This is a genomic window from Streptomyces sp. NPDC037013, assembly GCF_055607265.1.
Genome location: NZ_JBVJRV010000005.1, coordinates 206365 through 221780 on the forward strand (window position 1 = coordinate 206365; position 15416 = coordinate 221780).

Annotated in this window: 9 protein-coding genes; 4 read left to right on the forward strand and 5 right to left on the reverse strand. The window is 73.8% G+C overall.

The features are described 5' to 3' along the window. The first annotated feature begins 138 nt into the window (after positions 1-138). Positions 139-1215: a DUF2637 domain-containing protein gene (locus ACZ7DY_RS20000; protein WP_471137069.1), complete on the forward strand. Its 1077-nt coding sequence runs from the start codon at positions 139-141 to the stop codon at positions 1213-1215. 109 nt (positions 1216-1324) lie between these two features. Here the strand turns inward: ACZ7DY_RS20000 and ACZ7DY_RS20005 are convergent, their stop codons facing one another. After that, complete coding sequence (locus tag ACZ7DY_RS20005; protein ID WP_471137071.1) at positions 1325-1810, reverse strand: ATP-binding protein; 486 nt, start codon at positions 1808-1810, stop codon at positions 1325-1327. A gap of 177 nt (positions 1811-1987) precedes the next feature. On the opposite strand from ACZ7DY_RS20005, the gene ACZ7DY_RS20010 reads away from it, so the two are divergent. Then, positions 1988-5032 carry an alpha-mannosidase gene (locus tag ACZ7DY_RS20010; RefSeq protein ID WP_471137073.1) on the forward strand — a complete coding sequence of 1015 codons (3045 nt, stop codon included), beginning with the start codon at positions 1988-1990 and terminating at the stop codon, positions 5030-5032. A 36-nt stretch (positions 5033-5068) separates the two neighbouring features. Here the strand turns inward: ACZ7DY_RS20010 and ACZ7DY_RS20015 are convergent, their stop codons facing one another. From ACZ7DY_RS20015 to ACZ7DY_RS20025, 3 genes are all read right to left on the reverse strand, one after another. Further along, positions 5069-6811 carry a pyruvate dehydrogenase gene (locus ACZ7DY_RS20015; RefSeq protein ID WP_471137075.1) on the reverse strand — a complete coding sequence of 581 codons (1743 nt, stop codon included), beginning with the start codon at positions 6809-6811 and terminating at the stop codon, positions 5069-5071. Positions 6812-6932: 121 nt separating this feature from the next. Then, on the reverse strand, positions 6933-7883 hold the full coding sequence (locus tag ACZ7DY_RS20020; RefSeq protein ID WP_471137076.1) for a protein phosphatase 2C domain-containing protein: 951 nt from the start codon (positions 7881-7883) through the stop codon (positions 6933-6935). Positions 7884-9610: 1727 nt separating this feature from the next. Then, positions 9611-13378, reverse strand: coding sequence for a S8 family peptidase (locus ACZ7DY_RS20025; RefSeq protein WP_471137078.1), 3768 nt, complete (start codon positions 13376-13378; stop codon positions 9611-9613). Positions 13379-13584: 206 nt separating this feature from the next. On the opposite strand from ACZ7DY_RS20025, the gene ACZ7DY_RS20030 reads away from it, so the two are divergent. Both ACZ7DY_RS20030 and ACZ7DY_RS20035 read left to right on the forward strand, forming a co-directional pair. Beyond that, positions 13585-14589, forward strand: coding sequence for a helix-turn-helix domain-containing protein (locus tag ACZ7DY_RS20030; protein WP_471137080.1), 1005 nt, complete (start codon positions 13585-13587; stop codon positions 14587-14589). Positions 14590-14662: 73 nt separating this feature from the next. After that, on the forward strand, positions 14663-15145 hold the full coding sequence (locus tag ACZ7DY_RS20035) for a DUF456 domain-containing protein (RefSeq protein WP_471137082.1): 483 nt from the start codon (positions 14663-14665) through the stop codon (positions 15143-15145). Positions 15146-15175: 30 nt separating this feature from the next. On the opposite strand, the gene ACZ7DY_RS20040 is transcribed toward ACZ7DY_RS20035, so the two are convergent. Continuing rightward, entirely contained in the window at positions 15176-15328 is a 153-nt protein-coding gene (locus tag ACZ7DY_RS20040; protein ID WP_471137083.1) for a hypothetical protein, read from the reverse strand. Positions 15329-15416: the final 88 nt, after the last annotated feature.

Here is a 15416-nt window from a genome sequence, read left to right on the forward strand (position 1 = left end):
TGAGTTCGAGCAAAAGTGCGCCCTGCACGCTCCCTTGCACCCCCATGGCGTCCTCTTGCCCCGAAACCCCCTGCGGGGCTTCGGGGTTGGGTCAATATGGCGCCCGTTACGCCCTACCGCAACGCAAGGGACCCCCAGATGAGACTGACCGACATATCGCTGGACTGGCTGCTCCCCGGCGCCGTCCTGCTCCTGGGCCTGCTGGTGGCGGTGGCGGTGCTCGCGCGCGGCAGGCGAGGCCACGACGGAGCGGCCAAGGGGAGCGCCAACGACGACTCGTGGGAACGCAGCGAGGAACGCCGCAGGCGCAAGGAGGCCGTCTACGGCACCGCCTCCTACGTGCTCCTGTTCTGCTGCGCGGCCGTCGCCGCCGCGCTCTCGTTCCACGGCCTGGTCGGCTTCGGGCAGCAGAACCTCAGCCTCTCCGGGGGCTGGGAGTACCTGGTCCCGTTCGGGCTCGACGGCGCGGCGATGTTCTGCTCCGTCCTCGCCGTGCGCGAGGCGAGCCACGGCGACGCGGCGCTCGGCTCCCGCCTGCTCGTGTGGACGTTCGCGGGCGCGGCCGCCTGGTTCAACTGGGTGCACGCGCCGCGGGGGTTGGACCACGCCGGTGCCCCGCACTTCTTCGCGGGGATGTCGCTGTCGGCGGCGGTGCTCTTCGACCGCGCGCTGAAGCAGACCCGCCGGGCGGCGCTGCGCGAGCAGGGTCTGGTGCCGCGTCCGCTGCCGCAGATCCGCATCGTGCGGTGGCTGCGCGCGCCTCGTGAGACCTTCGGCGCCTGGTCGCTGATGCTCCTCGAAGGCGTACGCACCCTGGACGAGGCCGTCGAGGAGGTCCGCGAGGACCGCCGTGAGAAGGAGCGGACCCGGCTGCGCAGGCGCGACCAGGAGAAGCTGGAACGCGCGCATCTCAAGGCGCTCAGCCGGGGCCACCGGAACTGGCAGGGCCGCGGCGGCGGCCGCCAGGTGGAGGTGCAGGCCGTCGCACCGGCCGCCGGGTCCGCGCAGGTCGGCGCGGACCCTGCCATACCGGCGCAGGACCAGCTGCCGGTACGATCCCGTCCCTCCCTCCAGGCCGTCAGGCAGGACCCTGACGGGGCCGACCCCGTCGCCCCCGTCACCGTCGACCTGACGGCGGAGGACGACACGCAGGCGCTGCCCCGGCTCGATTCGCTGGAGCAGAAGCTGAAGGACCTGGAGCAGCAGTTCGGCTGATCGCCGCCGGGCCCGCGCCGCACCGGCCGGGCCCGCGCCGCACCGGCCGGGCCCCGCGGCGGCGGCCGTGCCGTGACGCCCCGTCACACGCGGACGGCGGCGGCAGGATTCACCCCGTGCCGCCGCCGCCCAGCTCGAACCACACCACCTTGCCGACCCCGTGTGCCCGTACGCCCCAGGCGTCGGCGAGGGTCTGCACGAGGATCAGGCCCCGCCCGTTCGTACCGCCGTCGGCGTCCGGTACGCGCGGCTCGGGACGGCTCCCCGCGAAGTCCCGTACCTCGACGCGGAGACCGCGGCGGCCCACGGTCGCGGTGACGAACGCGTCGCGGTCGGTGTGCACCAGTGCGTTGGTGACCAGCTCGCTGGTCAGGAGCTCGGCCACGTCGGCCCTTCCCTGGTTCCCCCAGTGCCGCAGAAACTCCCTCAGCGCCCTCCTGACCTCGGAGACGGCGCGCAGATCGGCTCTTCCCAGCCTGCGCGTGAACCGGCCGCCCTCCGGCCCGCCCGGCGCCCCACCGGTCCTCTCGTCCCGTTCGTTCGGCGAAGAGGCCCCGATTGCCCCGGAGCCGCCCCCCTGTGACTGCCTCGTCATGACCCCCGCCCACAAAGCGATGGCGTTGCCTCCTTGCTCGAACAACCTCACGGGATGCATGCCCCGGGCCAGGGGCGGCACGCTTGTCGAATCGTCAACCAATGGCGGGGGGTGCGTCGGGGAATTGCGGGGAAGTGAAGCGGAGGACCCCACCGCCGAGCGTTCCGAGGAGCCCGAGTGCACGACGACAGACTGCTGGTCGAAGGCCGCCTGGAGCGGGCACTCCGCCAGTTCATCCGCCCTGCCCGATACGCGCGGCGCACCCCGCTGACGCTCTCCGTCTGGCACGCGCCGGGCGAGCCGGTGCCGGTCCGGGCCGCCCTCGAAGCCGAGTACGAGCCCTTCGAGAGGGGCACGGCGTGGGGAAACCCCTGGTCCACCAGTTGGTTCCGGCTCCAGGGGCAGGTGCCCGAGGAGTGGCGGGGCAGCCGGGTCGAGGTGGTCATCGATCCCGGGTTCACCGGGGACGGGCCCGGCTTCCAGGCGGAGGGGCTGGTGTACGACGCGGCCGGCGTGCCCCTCAAGGGCATTCACCCGCGCAACCGGCATGTTCCGGTGGCCTCCCCCGCCCGGGGCGGCGAGCCGGTGCACCTGCTCCTGGAGGCGGCGGCCAACCCTGTCGTCCTGCACGACTTCGTGCCGACGCCCCTCGGCGACGTCCTGACCGCAGGCAATACCCCGATGTACCGATTCGCCTCTGCCGATCTGGCCGTACTCGACGAGGACGTCTGGCAGTTGACGCTGGACATCGAGGTCCTCTCCGAGCTGATGCGCGAACTGGACCCCGAACGTCCGCGTCGTCACGAGATCCTGCGGGCCCTGGAGGACATGCTCGACACGCTCGATCTGCACGACGTCTCCGGCACGGCCGCCGCGGCCCGCGCCCGGCTCGCCGAGGTGCTGGCCAGGCCCGCGCACGCGAGCGCCCACCGCGTATCGGCGGCCGGTCACGCGCACATCGACTCGGCGTGGCTGTGGCCGCTGCGCGAGACGGTGCGCAAGGCGTCGCGGACCTTTGCCAATGTGACGGCACTGGCCGAGGAGTATCCGGAGCTGGTCTTCGCCTGCTCGCAGGCCCAGCAGTACGCCTGGGTGAAGGAGCACCAGCCGCACATCTGGGAGCGCGTCAAGAAGGCGGTGGCGGACGGCAACTGGGCGCCGGTGGGCTCGATGTGGGTCGAGTCGGACGCCAACATGCCGGGCGGCGAGGCGCTGGCCCGGCAGATCACGCACGGCATGCGGTTCTTCCGCGAGGAGCTGGGCGTCGAGACCGAGGAGATCTGGCTGCCGGACTCCTTCGGCTACACCGCCGCCTTCCCGCAGCTGGCGAGGCTCGCGGGCGTGCGGTGGTTCCTCACGCAGAAGCTGAGCTGGAACCAGTCCAACAAGATGCCGCACCACACGTTCTGGTGGGAGGGCATCGACGGCACCCGCGTCTTCACCCACTTCCCGCCCGTGGACACCTACAACTCACAGTTCCACGGCGCCGAACTCGCCCACGCGGAACGGAACTTCGCCGACAAGGGCCGCGCGTCGCGCTCCCTGGTGCCGTTCGGCTGGGGCGACGGAGGGGGCGGCCCCACCCGCGAGATGATGGAGCGGGCGCGGCGCCTGCGCTCCCTGGAGGGTTCGCCGCGCGTCGAGATCGAGAAGCCGTCGGCGTTCTTCGCCGCCGCCGAGGAGGAGTACGGCGCGCGGGCCCCGGTCTGGTCCGGCGAGCTGTACCTGGAGCTGCACCGCGCCACGTACACCACCCAGGCGGCGACCAAGCGCGGCAACCGGCGCAGCGAACACGCCCTGCGCGAGGCCGAGTTGTGGTGCACGGCGGCCGCGGTGCGCGACCCCGCGTACGTCTATCCGTACGACACCCTTGACCGTCTGTGGAAGACGGTCCTGCTGCACCAGTTCCACGACATCCTGCCGGGCTCGTCGATCGCCTGGGTACACCGGGAGGCGCGCGAGACCTACGAGCGGGTCCTCGCCGAGCTCGACGAGCTGACCGCCGCCGCGGTGCGCTCGCTCGGCGCGGGCGGGCCCGCCGCGCTCAACGCCTCGCCGTACGCCCGCAGCGAGGCTGTCGACCCGGGCGATGGCCGGCTGGTGCGCGTCGACGTCCCCGCGCTCGGCTCGCAGTCCCTGGACGCCGCACGGGAGACGGGGACCGGCGCGGTCGCGCACACCACCGGCGACACCATCCTCCTCACCAACGAGCACCTGAGCGTCACCGTCGACGCAGCCGGGCTCCTCACCTCCGTGACGGACCTGGCCGCGGGGCGCGAGGTCCTCGCGGCCCCCGGCAACCTCCTCCAGCTGCACCCCGACCACCCCACGCAGTACGACGCCTGGGACCTCGACCGGCACTACCGGCACCGGCACACCGACCTCACGGACGCCGAGTCCGTCGCGCTCGTCGAGGACGGGCCGCTGCGGGTCGCGGTGCGGGTCGTGCGGACCTTCGGGGCGTCGCGGATCACGCAGGAGATCCGGCTCGCGGCGGGCAGCAGGCGCGTGGAGATCGTCACGGACGTGGACTGGCGCGAGTCGGAGAAGGTCCTCAAGGCCGCCTTCCCGCTGGACGTGCACGCCGAACGGTCCGCCGCCGAGATCCAGTTCGGCCATGTGCACCGGCCGACGCACGCCAACACCGGTTGGGACGCGGCGCGTTACGAGATCTGCGCGCACCGCTGGCTGCGGGTGGCCGAGGAGGGGTACGGCGTCGCGCTGCTCAACGACTCCACGTATGGGCACGACGTGACGCGCGAGGAGCACGGCGAGGCGCTCGGCACCACGGTGCGGCTGACCCTGCTGCGCGCCCCCCACTCCCCCGACCCCGAGACCGACCAGGGCACACATCGCTTCACGTACGCGCTGCTGCCCGGGGCGGAAACGGGTGACGCGGTCGCGGAGGGGCTCGCCCTCAACCTTCCGCTGCGGGTGGCCGACGCGCCCGTCCTGCCGCCGCTGGTCAGCGTCGACCACCCGGCGGTCACCGTCGAGTCGGTGAAGCTCGCCGACGACCGCAGCGGCGACGTCGTCGTACGTCTCTACGAATCGCGCGGGGGCCGGGCGGCGGCGGTGCTGGGCACGTCGTTCCCGGTGGCCCGGGCCGAGGTGACCGACCTCCTGGAGCGGCCGCTGCGCGAGGCCGAGACCGGCGAGGCCGGGCTGACGCTCGCGCTGCGGCCGTTCCAGATCGTCACCGTGCGGCTGCGCCCGGCCTGAGCCGGGCGGGAGCCGCAGCGGGTGCCGGGGCCGGCGTCACGGCCTCGGCACGTTCCGCAGGTTGGAGCGGGCCATCTGCACCATGCGTCCCACCCCGCCGTCCAGGACGATCTTGCTGGCGGAGAGGGCGAAGCCGGTCACCATGTCCGAGCTGATCTTGGGCGGGATGGAGAGGGCGTTCGGGTCGGTCACGATGTCGACGAGGGCGGGGCCCTTGTGCGCGAAGGCCTCCTTGAGGGCGCCCGCGAGCTGCTTGGGCTTCTCCACGCGCACGCCGTAGGCACCGGCGGCGCGGGCGACCGCGGCGAAGTCGGGGTTGTGGTTGCCCGTGCCGTAGGACGGCAGCCCGGCCACCAGCATCTCGAGCTCGACCATGCCGAGCGAGGAGTTGTTGAACAGGACGACCTTCACCGGCAGATCGTGCTGGACGAGGGTGAGGAAGTCGCCCATCAGCATCGAGAAGCCGCCGTCGCCCGACATCGAGACGACCTGGCGGTTGCGGTCGGTGAACTGGGCGCCGATCGCCTGCGGCAGGGCGTTGGCCATCGAGCCGTGGCTGAACGAGCCGATGATGCGCCGCTTGCCGTTCGGGGTGAGATAGCGGGCCGCCCAGACGTTGCACATGCCGGTGTCGACGGTGAAGACCGCGTCGTCGGCGGCGACCTCGTCGAGGACCGACGCGACGTACTCGGGGTGGATCGGGACGTGCTTGTCGACCTTGCGGGTGTAGGCCTTGACCACGCCCTCCAGGGCGTCGGCGTGCTTCTTCAGCATCTTGTCGAGGAACTTGCGGTTCGTCTTCGGCGAGACGCGCGGCGTCAGACAGCGCAGCGTCTCGCGCACGTCGCCCCAGACGGCGAGGTCCAGCTTGGAGCGCCGCCCGAGGTTCTCCGGCCGCACGTCCACCTGGGCGATCTTCACGTCGTCGGGCAGGAAGGCGTTGTACGGGAAGTCCGTGCCGAGCAGGATCAGCAGGTCGCACTCGTGCGTGGCCTCGTACGCGGCGCCGTAGCCGAGCAGGCCGCTCATGCCCACGTCGTACGGGTTGTCGTACTGGATCCACTCCTTGCCGCGCAGGGCGTGGCCCACCGGGGACTTGATCTTCTCGGCGAACTCCATCACCTCGGCGTGCGCGCCCGCCGTGCCGCTGCCGCAGAAGAGGGTGATCTTGTCGGCATCGTCGATCATCGCCGCGAGCTGCTCGATCTCCGCGTCGCCGGGGCGCACGGAGGGCCGGGACGTCACCAGCGCGGTCTCGGCCGCCTTCTCCGGCGCGGCCTCGGCGGCCACGTCGCCGGGGAGCGAGACGACGCTGACGCCGCTCTGCCCGACGGCGTGCTGGATGGCGGTCTGCAGCAGCCGCGGCATCTGCTTCGGGCTGGAGATCAGCTCGCTGTAGTGGCTGCACTCCTGGAAGAGCCGGTCGGGGTGGGTCTCCTGGAAGTATCCGAGACCGATCTCGCTGGAGGGGATCTGCGAGGCGAGGGCGAGCACCGGGGCCATCGAGCGGTGCGCGTCGTACAGGCCGTTGATGAGGTGGAGGTTGCCGGGCCCGCATGAGCCCGCGCAGGCCGCCAGTTTCCCGGTGATCTGGGCCTCGGCACCGGCGGCGAAGGCGGCGGTCTCCTCGTGCCGCACCTGGACCCAGTCGATCGCCTTCGTACGGCGGATGGCGTCCACGACCGGGTTGAGACTGTCGCCGACGACTCCGTACAGGCGCTGCACGCCCGCGCGGACGAGGATGTCGACGAACTGCTCGGCGACGTTCTGCTTGGCCATGCTGGTACGCACCTCTCGACGCTGGTGAACCGTGCTTCACCCCGTGTGACCCGTGGACCCGCTCTTCACTCGTCCTCCCGCCCGGTCATTCCTCGGGTCCATGAAGTCACAGGTGCGGCCGTCATGCCTCCCAGACCGCGGCGCACGTCCGGTCGTCGGCGTACCCCTTGACCCTGACCTGGATGTCGGCGAGGAAGGCGGCGAGCCCCGGCGGACCGGCCTTCTCCCACCTGCGGGTGAGGTGTTCGGCCAGTTCGGGCTCGCCGCGCAGGGGTTCGGCGAGGCCGCCGCTGCACAGGACGAGCGTGTCACCCGGGCGGGCGACCGAGGCCCGGAACCGGAAGGGTTCGCGGGGCGGCTCGGGGGCCGGTTCGTAGGGGCTCGGCGGGGTGGTGATGCCGAGGTCCATCGTGAGGTGGTCGCCGTCGGGGCCCTGCGCGGGCGGCGAGCCGAAGCCGACCACGGCGTCGCCGGTGGCGTCGGCGACACGGGGCTCGATGTCCTGCCACTCACCGTCCCGCAGCCGGAAGAGGCCGCCCCCGCCGACGCCGAAGAAGACGCGGGTCCGGCAGCGGGGGTCGGCGGGCAGGAGCAGACAGCGCAGGGACGCCGCGTACTCCTCGGGCTCGAGGCCCAGATCGACGGCGCGCGCCCGGAGCTTGCCGAGGCTGCGGTCGGTGAGCCGGTGCAGACCCGACTTCAGGTCGCCGCGCCGGGCGGCCCGGATGTCCTCCGCGAGCCGCCGGTGGCTGCGGCCCACGGCGCGGCCGATCCACGCGCAGGCCTCGGCTGCGGCACGGTGCGCTCCTGGGGTCGCGCGGGCGCCGGTGGCCATGGCGACGAGCACGAGGGCGTCCTCGCCGGTGCCGAAACGGGCCGTCAGCAGGGAGTCGCGGCGCGGCTCGCCCCGGTACCGGGCGGAATCCCCGCGCACGGAGGCGGCCCGCAGCGTGCTCGGCCCGTACCGCGCGCCGTCGAGCACGGTGTCGGCGACGAGGTCCCCGAGATCGTCCGGATCCGCGGCGGGCAGCACGGTGGGCTCCGCGTCATACGTCGGCGGCCCGTCCCCCACGTAACCGGGCCCTGCCCCTGGGTCCCCCTCACTTCCTCGCTCCGGCTCACGGGGGGCAGGGGGGCGCCCTGCGGGCGGCGAGGGCTGGGGTTGTTCCGGGTCGGGGTGCGAGGGGCCGCTTCCTGCGCCGGGCGATGGTGGGGTGGGGCGGGTGCCGGGGCTCGGGGGGTGGGGGGCGTCCGGGTGCTTCGGGTCGGGGTGCGAGGGGCCGCTTCCGGCGCCGGGCGGTGGTGGGGTGGGGCGGGGGTGGGGGGTGTCCGGGTGCTTCGGGTCGGGGTACGAGGAGCGGCTCTCGGCGCCGGGCGGTGGCGGGGTGAGGCGGTTGCCGGGGGTTGGGGGGTGGGGCTCGGAGAGAGCCTGGGTGTCGCGCGGGTCGGGGTCGTCCGGTTGCGCCGAGGGGCGAGGCTGGGGCCGGGACTCGGGGCCGGGCGACGCGGGGGCCTCGGCGCGGGGCCCCTCCGTCGACGGGGTCGACTGACCCCTTCGCTCCCCCGGCCCGCCCGCCGGAAAGGTCACCGGCCCGCTGGGGGTGGGGGGTGGCGGGGCCCAGGGGGCGGGGGCGGTGAAGGTGGGCGGAGAGGCGGGAGCGGCGGAGGAGGGTGGTGGTGCGGTGGGTTCAGGGGGTCGCCCGGCAGGTTCGGGCGGGGGGCTTGTGGGGGGCGGGGGCGGCCCGGCGGGGGCGGGCGGGGCTCCAGGTGGCCCGGCGGTGCCTCGTCCTGCGGGAGCGTCCGGGGCGGGGGCGGGCAAGGGCGGTGAAGGTGGGCTGGCTGTCAGGTCGGCGGGGGCGGGCGGGCTTCCAGGTGGCCCGGCGGTGGCCCGTCCCACGGGAGCGTCCGGGCCGGGGGCGGGCGGGGTGGTGCCCGGTGGGACGGCGGTCGGGTCGGCGGGGGCGGGCGGGGTTCCAGGTGGCCCGGCGGTGCCTCGTCCTGCGGGAGCGTCCGGGCCGACGGCGGGCGGGACGGTGCCGGGTGGGACGGCGGTCGGGGCAGCGGGGGCGGGCGGGGTCCCAGATGGCCCGGCGGGGCCTCGTCCGGCGGGAGCGTCCGGGCCGGGGGCGGGTGGGGCGGTGCCGGGTGGCTCGGCGAGTGGGTCGGCGGGGGCGTGTCCGTCGCCCTGGAGTGCCCGTCCGTCGGCCTGGGTCGGGGGTCCACCGGTCTGCGTTGCTCGTCCGTCGGCCCCGGGAGCGTTTCCCGTCGGGGGTGGCGGCACCGGGGCGTGTGGCGGGCGTTCCGGGGGGCGGTGGGGTGGCTCGGATCCGGGGGCTGCGCTCTCCGGGTGCGGGGCCCCGTGGTTTCGTTCGGGCGGCCCGGGTTGCACTGGTGGGACAGGAGGGGCAGAGGTCCGGGGCGGTTCCGCGCCCTGAGCCGCAGCCGGAGTCGGAGTCGGATCATGTGGGGCGGCGGGCCCTGGCGCCATGCCGGGGGGCGAGGGGTCGCGTGGGGCCGGGAACCCTTCCCGTACCGCGTCCGCCGCCGAGGCGAACCTGTCGTCGAGGGTGTCCGGTGCGGGCGCGGGCCCCGTGTCCGGCGCCGCGTCGTCGTACAGCTGTCCCCACCAGTCGTCGTCGCGACCGGTCGGCCTCTCCCCCTGCTGGCTCATGCCCCTATTTTCCACCGCTGAGGCCGTACGAAAACGGTGCATCCGGAAATTACGGCCATCGCGGGACGACGGAGACCGCCGGGCGGGCCCACCCCCCACAGGAGGACCGCCCGGCGGGGCCGGTGTGGCTAGCGCACGTCGTAGGCGCGGGCCACGGTCTGTGTGACGGAGTTGCCATGGGCGTCCGTCAGCCGGGACTTGAGCCAGACCTGCTTGCCGGACGCGCCCGCGTGGTTCACGGTCGCGCGCCACGTGCCGTCGTGCTCGGCGGTGGTGGCCGCCTGCCACGTCCTGCCCTCGTCGTAGGAGTACGACAGCCGCACTCCCGCGAGCGCTCCCGGCTCGTAGCCCGCGTGCCCCGTCACGCCGAGTTCAATCCGCGTCCCGTTCTTCGCGGGCAGCGTCTTGAGTCCGTCCTCCGGCAGCCGGTAGGTCGGGAAGAGCATCGGGATGCCCTGCGAGTAGGTGTCCTCGTCGAGGTGGGAGCGGAAGGACCAGGTCGTCTCCGTCGCCATGGACCGGTGCCAGACCCGGGACCCGATCTTCTGCGTGGTGAGGGTGAGTTCGTACGCGGAGTCCTCGGCCGGGACGGTGAAGACCCCGGCGGGCCAGCCGGACTCCCCGACGAGCTCGCCGTCGCGTTCGAGGCGTACGGAGCCGATGTCGCCGAAGCCGCCCTGGATCCCGGCGTGTCCGGCGTCGGACCAGAAGCCGGGGGCGACCCCGATCAGGTTGCCCTGCCGTTCCCCGGCGAGCGCCGGTTCGCCCGTGGCGTCGCGCGGCGTGCCGGGCACGAGGACCCCGTCGTACCAGGTCTCCGTGCGCCGCTCCCCCTTCTTGTACGTACGCGCCGGGTCGATCATGAACTCGCCGTACGGGAAGCTGCTGGAGACCTGGTGGCCCCAGGCGGTCGTGCCCGGCGAGTGGTACTCGGTGCGGCTGCCCGGCGCCGGGACGGAGGCGAGGTCGCCGAAGAAGACCTCGAGTCCGCCGGGTCGGGCGGCGGAGGGCAGGTCCACGTAGTCGGTGGCCGTGCCCATCGCCCGGTAGGTCGCGCGGTTCGCGGCGAGGTCCTTGTCGCGCACGCGGTAGGTCCGGTCGTCGCGGACCGGCCCGGTCCCGGGGAACGCCAGGTTGTAGACGTACGGGCTCTTGGCCGTCGCCCGCCACGTCAACGTCACCTGGCGCGAGGCGATTTGGGCCAGCAGGTGCGCCGCGTCGTCCGTCGGGATGCCGAGGACCGGCAACGGCGAGCCGGTGAGGCCGGCCGACGGGTACCAGCGGCCGGGGGCAGCGCGGTGGGCGAGGACGGCGAGCGCGCCCGCCTTCTTCGCGTCGGCCGCCACGGTGGTGGCGTTGCCGCTGTCCGGGACCTTGACGAGGGCGATCCTGCCCTTGACCCCGGCGGCGGCGAGCTCCTCCGGGGTGCCGGTCCCGGCGTCGACGAGGCGCGCCCGGCCGGTGCCGTCCAGGTTGGCGGAGCCGGTCGACGCGGTGACGGGGTGGAGCGTCCGGCCGCCGGCGACGGCGAGCCGGGAGATCTGGGGTGCGGCCGCACGCCAGTAGCTGCCGGACTCGAAGGTGCCCTCGGACGGCCGGCTCCCGACCGACTGGTAGTAGTCGCGGACCGTGCGGGGGCCCGCTGCGGTGCCCGCGTGCAGCCAGTGGTCCCTGCCCCAGCTGCGGGCGAACGCCAGGGTGGCGCCGCGCACTTCGGACGGCTGGTCGGTGCGGACGGCGAGGTGGTGTGCCTTGCGGGCGTCGAGCGTGATCGTGGTGTCCTTCTCGACCTCGACCTGGGGGCGGGCGATGTGCGTGAGGGAGTCCGTCAGGGTGCCGCCCGTCCGGTCGCCGGTGGCGATGAAGCTCGTCAGGAAGTAGGAGCCGGGGCGCACTTGGTACGTCTGGTCGTTCGCGCCCTCGTTGAAGCGGCGCTCACCGCTCGCCGTGTCCGTGCCGATGAGGTCCACGGACGACGGGCCGTCTGCGGGCCTGCCGTCGCGGTCGACGAGCTTCACGCGGAGGCTGACGGTCTCCGGCTGGACGTAGAGGGAGAACGGCGTGGAGACGTGGGTGCCGCCGGCCGCGGTGGCGAGGACGCGCCCCGTGATGTCGCCGTACTGGGCACGCTTCAGCTCCGCGTCGGGCGTGAGCTTCAGCGGCACCTTGACGGTGGCTCCGGCGGGGACGGTCACGGTGCGCTTGCCGAGCCGTGCCACGCCGGAGCGGACGGCGGAGCCGTCGTTCCCGGTGACGTCCGCGACCGAAAGGCTCAACCTGACTGATTTCTTCGTGGTGTTGGTGTAGGGCACGTCGACCGTGGTGCGGTCCGAGGAGTCCTGCGGCCAGCCGAAGGTGCCGCCGCGCACGGCGGGTGAGCCGAGGACCGTCTGGTCGATCGCGGCCTTGGCGTCGAGCCGGCCCCCGCCGGTCTCGCGCGCGTCACCGGGGACGGCGCTGTCGGCGGACGAGACGAGGGCCGCCTTGACCTGCCGGGCGCTCCAGTCGGGGTGGCGTTGCGCTACGAGGGCGGCGGCGCCCGCGACGTGCGGGGTCGCCATCGACGTACCGCTCATGGACCGGTACGCGTAGACGCCGCGCCCGCCGGCCGCGGCGGCGGAGATGCCGACGCCGGGGGCGGCGATCTCGGGCTTCAGGGTGTGCGAGCCGTAGGCGGGGCCGCGGCTGGAGAAGGGGGCGGTGGTGTCGTCGCGGTCGACGGCGCCCACGGTGAGCACGTCGGGCACGCAGCCGGGCGAGGAGACGGAGTTGAGGCCGGGGCCGGTGTTGCCCGCCGCGATGACGAAGAGGGTGTCCTTCGCGGACTTCGCGAGCTCCTCGGTCGCCGTGCTCATCGGGTCGGTGCAGTCGGTGCGCGCCGGGTTGCCGAGGCTCATCGAGACGACGTCGGCCTTCTGGTCGACGGCCCACTGCATGCCCGCGATGATCCAGGAAGTGGCCCCGGATCCACTGTCGTTCAGGACCTTGCCGTGCAGCAGCTCGGCGCCGGGCGCGACGCCCTTCTTCCTGCCGCCGCTCGCCGCGCCGGAGCCGCCGACGGTGGAGGTGGTGTGGGTGCCGTGGCCCTGGCGGTCCTCGGTGTCCGGCGAGTCGGTGAAGTTCTCCGTCGCGGCGATGCGGCCCTTGAGGTCGGGGTGTCCGACGTCCGCGCCGGTGTCCAGGACGGCGACCTTGGTGCCCTTGCCGTCGTAGCCGGCGGCCCAGGCCTCGGGGGCGTGGACCTGCCTGGTCGATCTGTCGAGGGTGGCCTCGACCTTGGCGTCGAGCCAGAGCTTCGTCAGGTCGGCGGCGGCCCGTGACCTGGTCGAGGTGATGTCCGCCCAGAAGGCGGCGGCCTTCTTCTTGTCGGCCTTCAGGGCGACGCCGTCGACCGGTTCGAGGACACGGCCGCGCTCGGCACCGCGCGGGGTGGCGGGCAGCGCGCGGGCGACGTCCACCGATCTGTCGTACACGGCGATGAGCGGCAACTGCTTGGTGTGCGCGTCGTCGTAGCCCTGGCGGACGAGCCCGGTGACGTTGAACAGCTCCTCGTCGACCAGGCCCCGTGCGATGGCGTGCTCGGCGCCCTCGGGATAGACGTACAGGTCCTTGCCCGACTGCCGCGTCTGGATCAGCGGTACGGCGCCGTCCGCGCCGGGCAGCGCGGCGGCCCCCGAGCCGCCCTTGCCGCCGGACGTCACCAGGATCCGGTCGCCGGTGACGAGGGTGACGACGGAGCCGCCCCCGTCCCGCGCGGCGCCCTGTGGCGCACTCCCCGTCAGCGGTGGCTTCCGGGCCGCCGGCGGGCTCGGCTCGGCCGCGGACGGGACGGCCGCGGTGACGGCGAGGACGGCGGCGGAGGCCGCCCCCAAAGCCGTTCGCGATATCGGGCGCATCGCTCTCCCCAGGTTCGACGGGCACGCAAGACCGCAGGCCGATACGGCCCAAAGGCCGCGAAACCGGCCACGGTTGGTGCTGCGGTGGCGTCACCTTGGCAGAGAGACGGGGGGTGCGGGGATGATGTCCCGGGGCGGGTTTACGCCGTGGCTGTTTCCCGCCACGACGCCGCCGGAACGACAGCCTCGGGGAGGGAGGTCGCCGCATGCTGGCAGCGATCGGTCTGGACGAGACGCACGAGTCGGCGTACCGGGCGCTGGTGTCCGTGGGCGCCGCCGACGTGGCCGATCTCGCGCGACGGCTCACCCTCGGCGAGCCGGAGACCGAGCGGACGCTGCGCCGCCTGGAGCGCCACGGCCTGGCCGCGCAGGCGTCGGGCAGGGCGGGCCGCTGGGTGGCGGCGCCGCCCGGTGTCGCGCTCGGCGCGCTCCTCACCCAGCAGCGCCACGAACTGGAGAAGGCCGAGCTCGCGGCGACCCTGCTCGCCGAGGAGTACCGCGCGCAGGCCGCCGAGCCCGCCGTCCACGACCTGGTCGAGGTGGTCACCGGGGCGGCCGCCGTCTCCCAGCGCTTCCTCCAGCTCCAGCTGGGCGCGAGCGAGGAGGTGTGCGCGCTGGTGACCGGCAGCCCCGTCGCGATCACCGGTACGGAGAACAGCGCGGAGGAGCAGGCCGCCGGGCGCGGGGTGCGCTACCGGGTGGTGGTCGAGCGCGCCGTCCTCGACCTGCCGACCGGCCTCGCCGAGCTGTCGGCGGCGATGGGCCGCGACGAGCAGGTGCGGGTGGTCGACCGCGTCCCGACCAAGCTGGTGATCGCCGACGGTTCCCTCGCGATGGTCCCGCTGACCTCGCGCACCGCGGAGCCCGCGGCACTCGTCGTGCACGCCAGCGGACTGCTCGAGTCGCTGACGGGCCTCTTCGAGGCGGTGTGGTGCCAGGCCCTGCCGCTGCGCCTCGGCGAGGACGGCGGCACGGTCACCGAGGCCGCCCCCGACGGCCCGGACGGCACGGACCTGGAGATTCTCTCGCTGCTCCTCGCCGGTCTGACGGACGCGAGCGTCGCCAAACAGCTCGATCTGGGCCTGCGGACGGTGCAGCGCCGGGTAAAGCGCCTGATGGAGCTGACGGGCGTCACGACGCGGCTCCAGCTGGGCTGGCACGCGTACGAGCGGGACTGGGTGGCACGCCGCGCCCGCCCGCCCCAGGACTGACGCACCCGCCCCTCTCCCCGCTCCGGATCGATCCTGACCTGCGGTTTCACTGGCTTTCAGGCACGCTGGAGGGATGGGAGCGTGGGAACTCCTGCTGGTCGGCGTGGTGATGCTGCTCGGCCTGTGCGGAGTGCTGGTGCCCGGCGTACCGGGGCCGTGGCTGGTGTGGGCCGCGGTCCTCTGGTGGACGCTGTACGACCCGAACGGCCTGGCGTGGGGCATCCTCGTCGGCGCGACCGCGGTCCTGCTCGCGGCGCAGGCCATCCGCTGGCAGCTGCCGCCCCGGCGCCTGCGCGAGAGCGGCGCGACGCGCCGAATGGCGGTCTTCGCCGGGGCCGGGGCGCTGCTCGGCTTCTGCGTGGTGCCGGTGATCGGGGCGCTCCCCGGCTTCGTCGGCGGCATCTACCTGGGGGAACGACTGCGACTCGGCCGTCACGGGGAGGCGGCGGTGGCGACACGGACGGCCATGCGCATGGGCGGGACCAGCGTGCTGACCGAACTCTTCGCCTGCCTGCTGATTCTGGGGGCTTGGCTGGGGGCGCTGGTGTGGGGGTGAGGAAGCGCCGGGAAGTGCGGTGGGGCTTCGTCAGCGGCCGCGGGCGGGATGCCGGGTGGTCTGGGTGGTCCGGGTCCCACCTTCGTCGCCGTCCCTGCCGTCGTCCCGGTCCTCGTCCAGGTCGATGTCGTGCCGCCGTCGGGGCACGGCGGTGCCGGCCACGGCGATCACGAGACGTCGCACTCTTCCTGTACGTCCGAGCGGCATGGGCACCTCCACCTGGTCGGATGGCGGCACAGGTGAGTCTGCCGTGCCCGGATGAGAGGGCCTC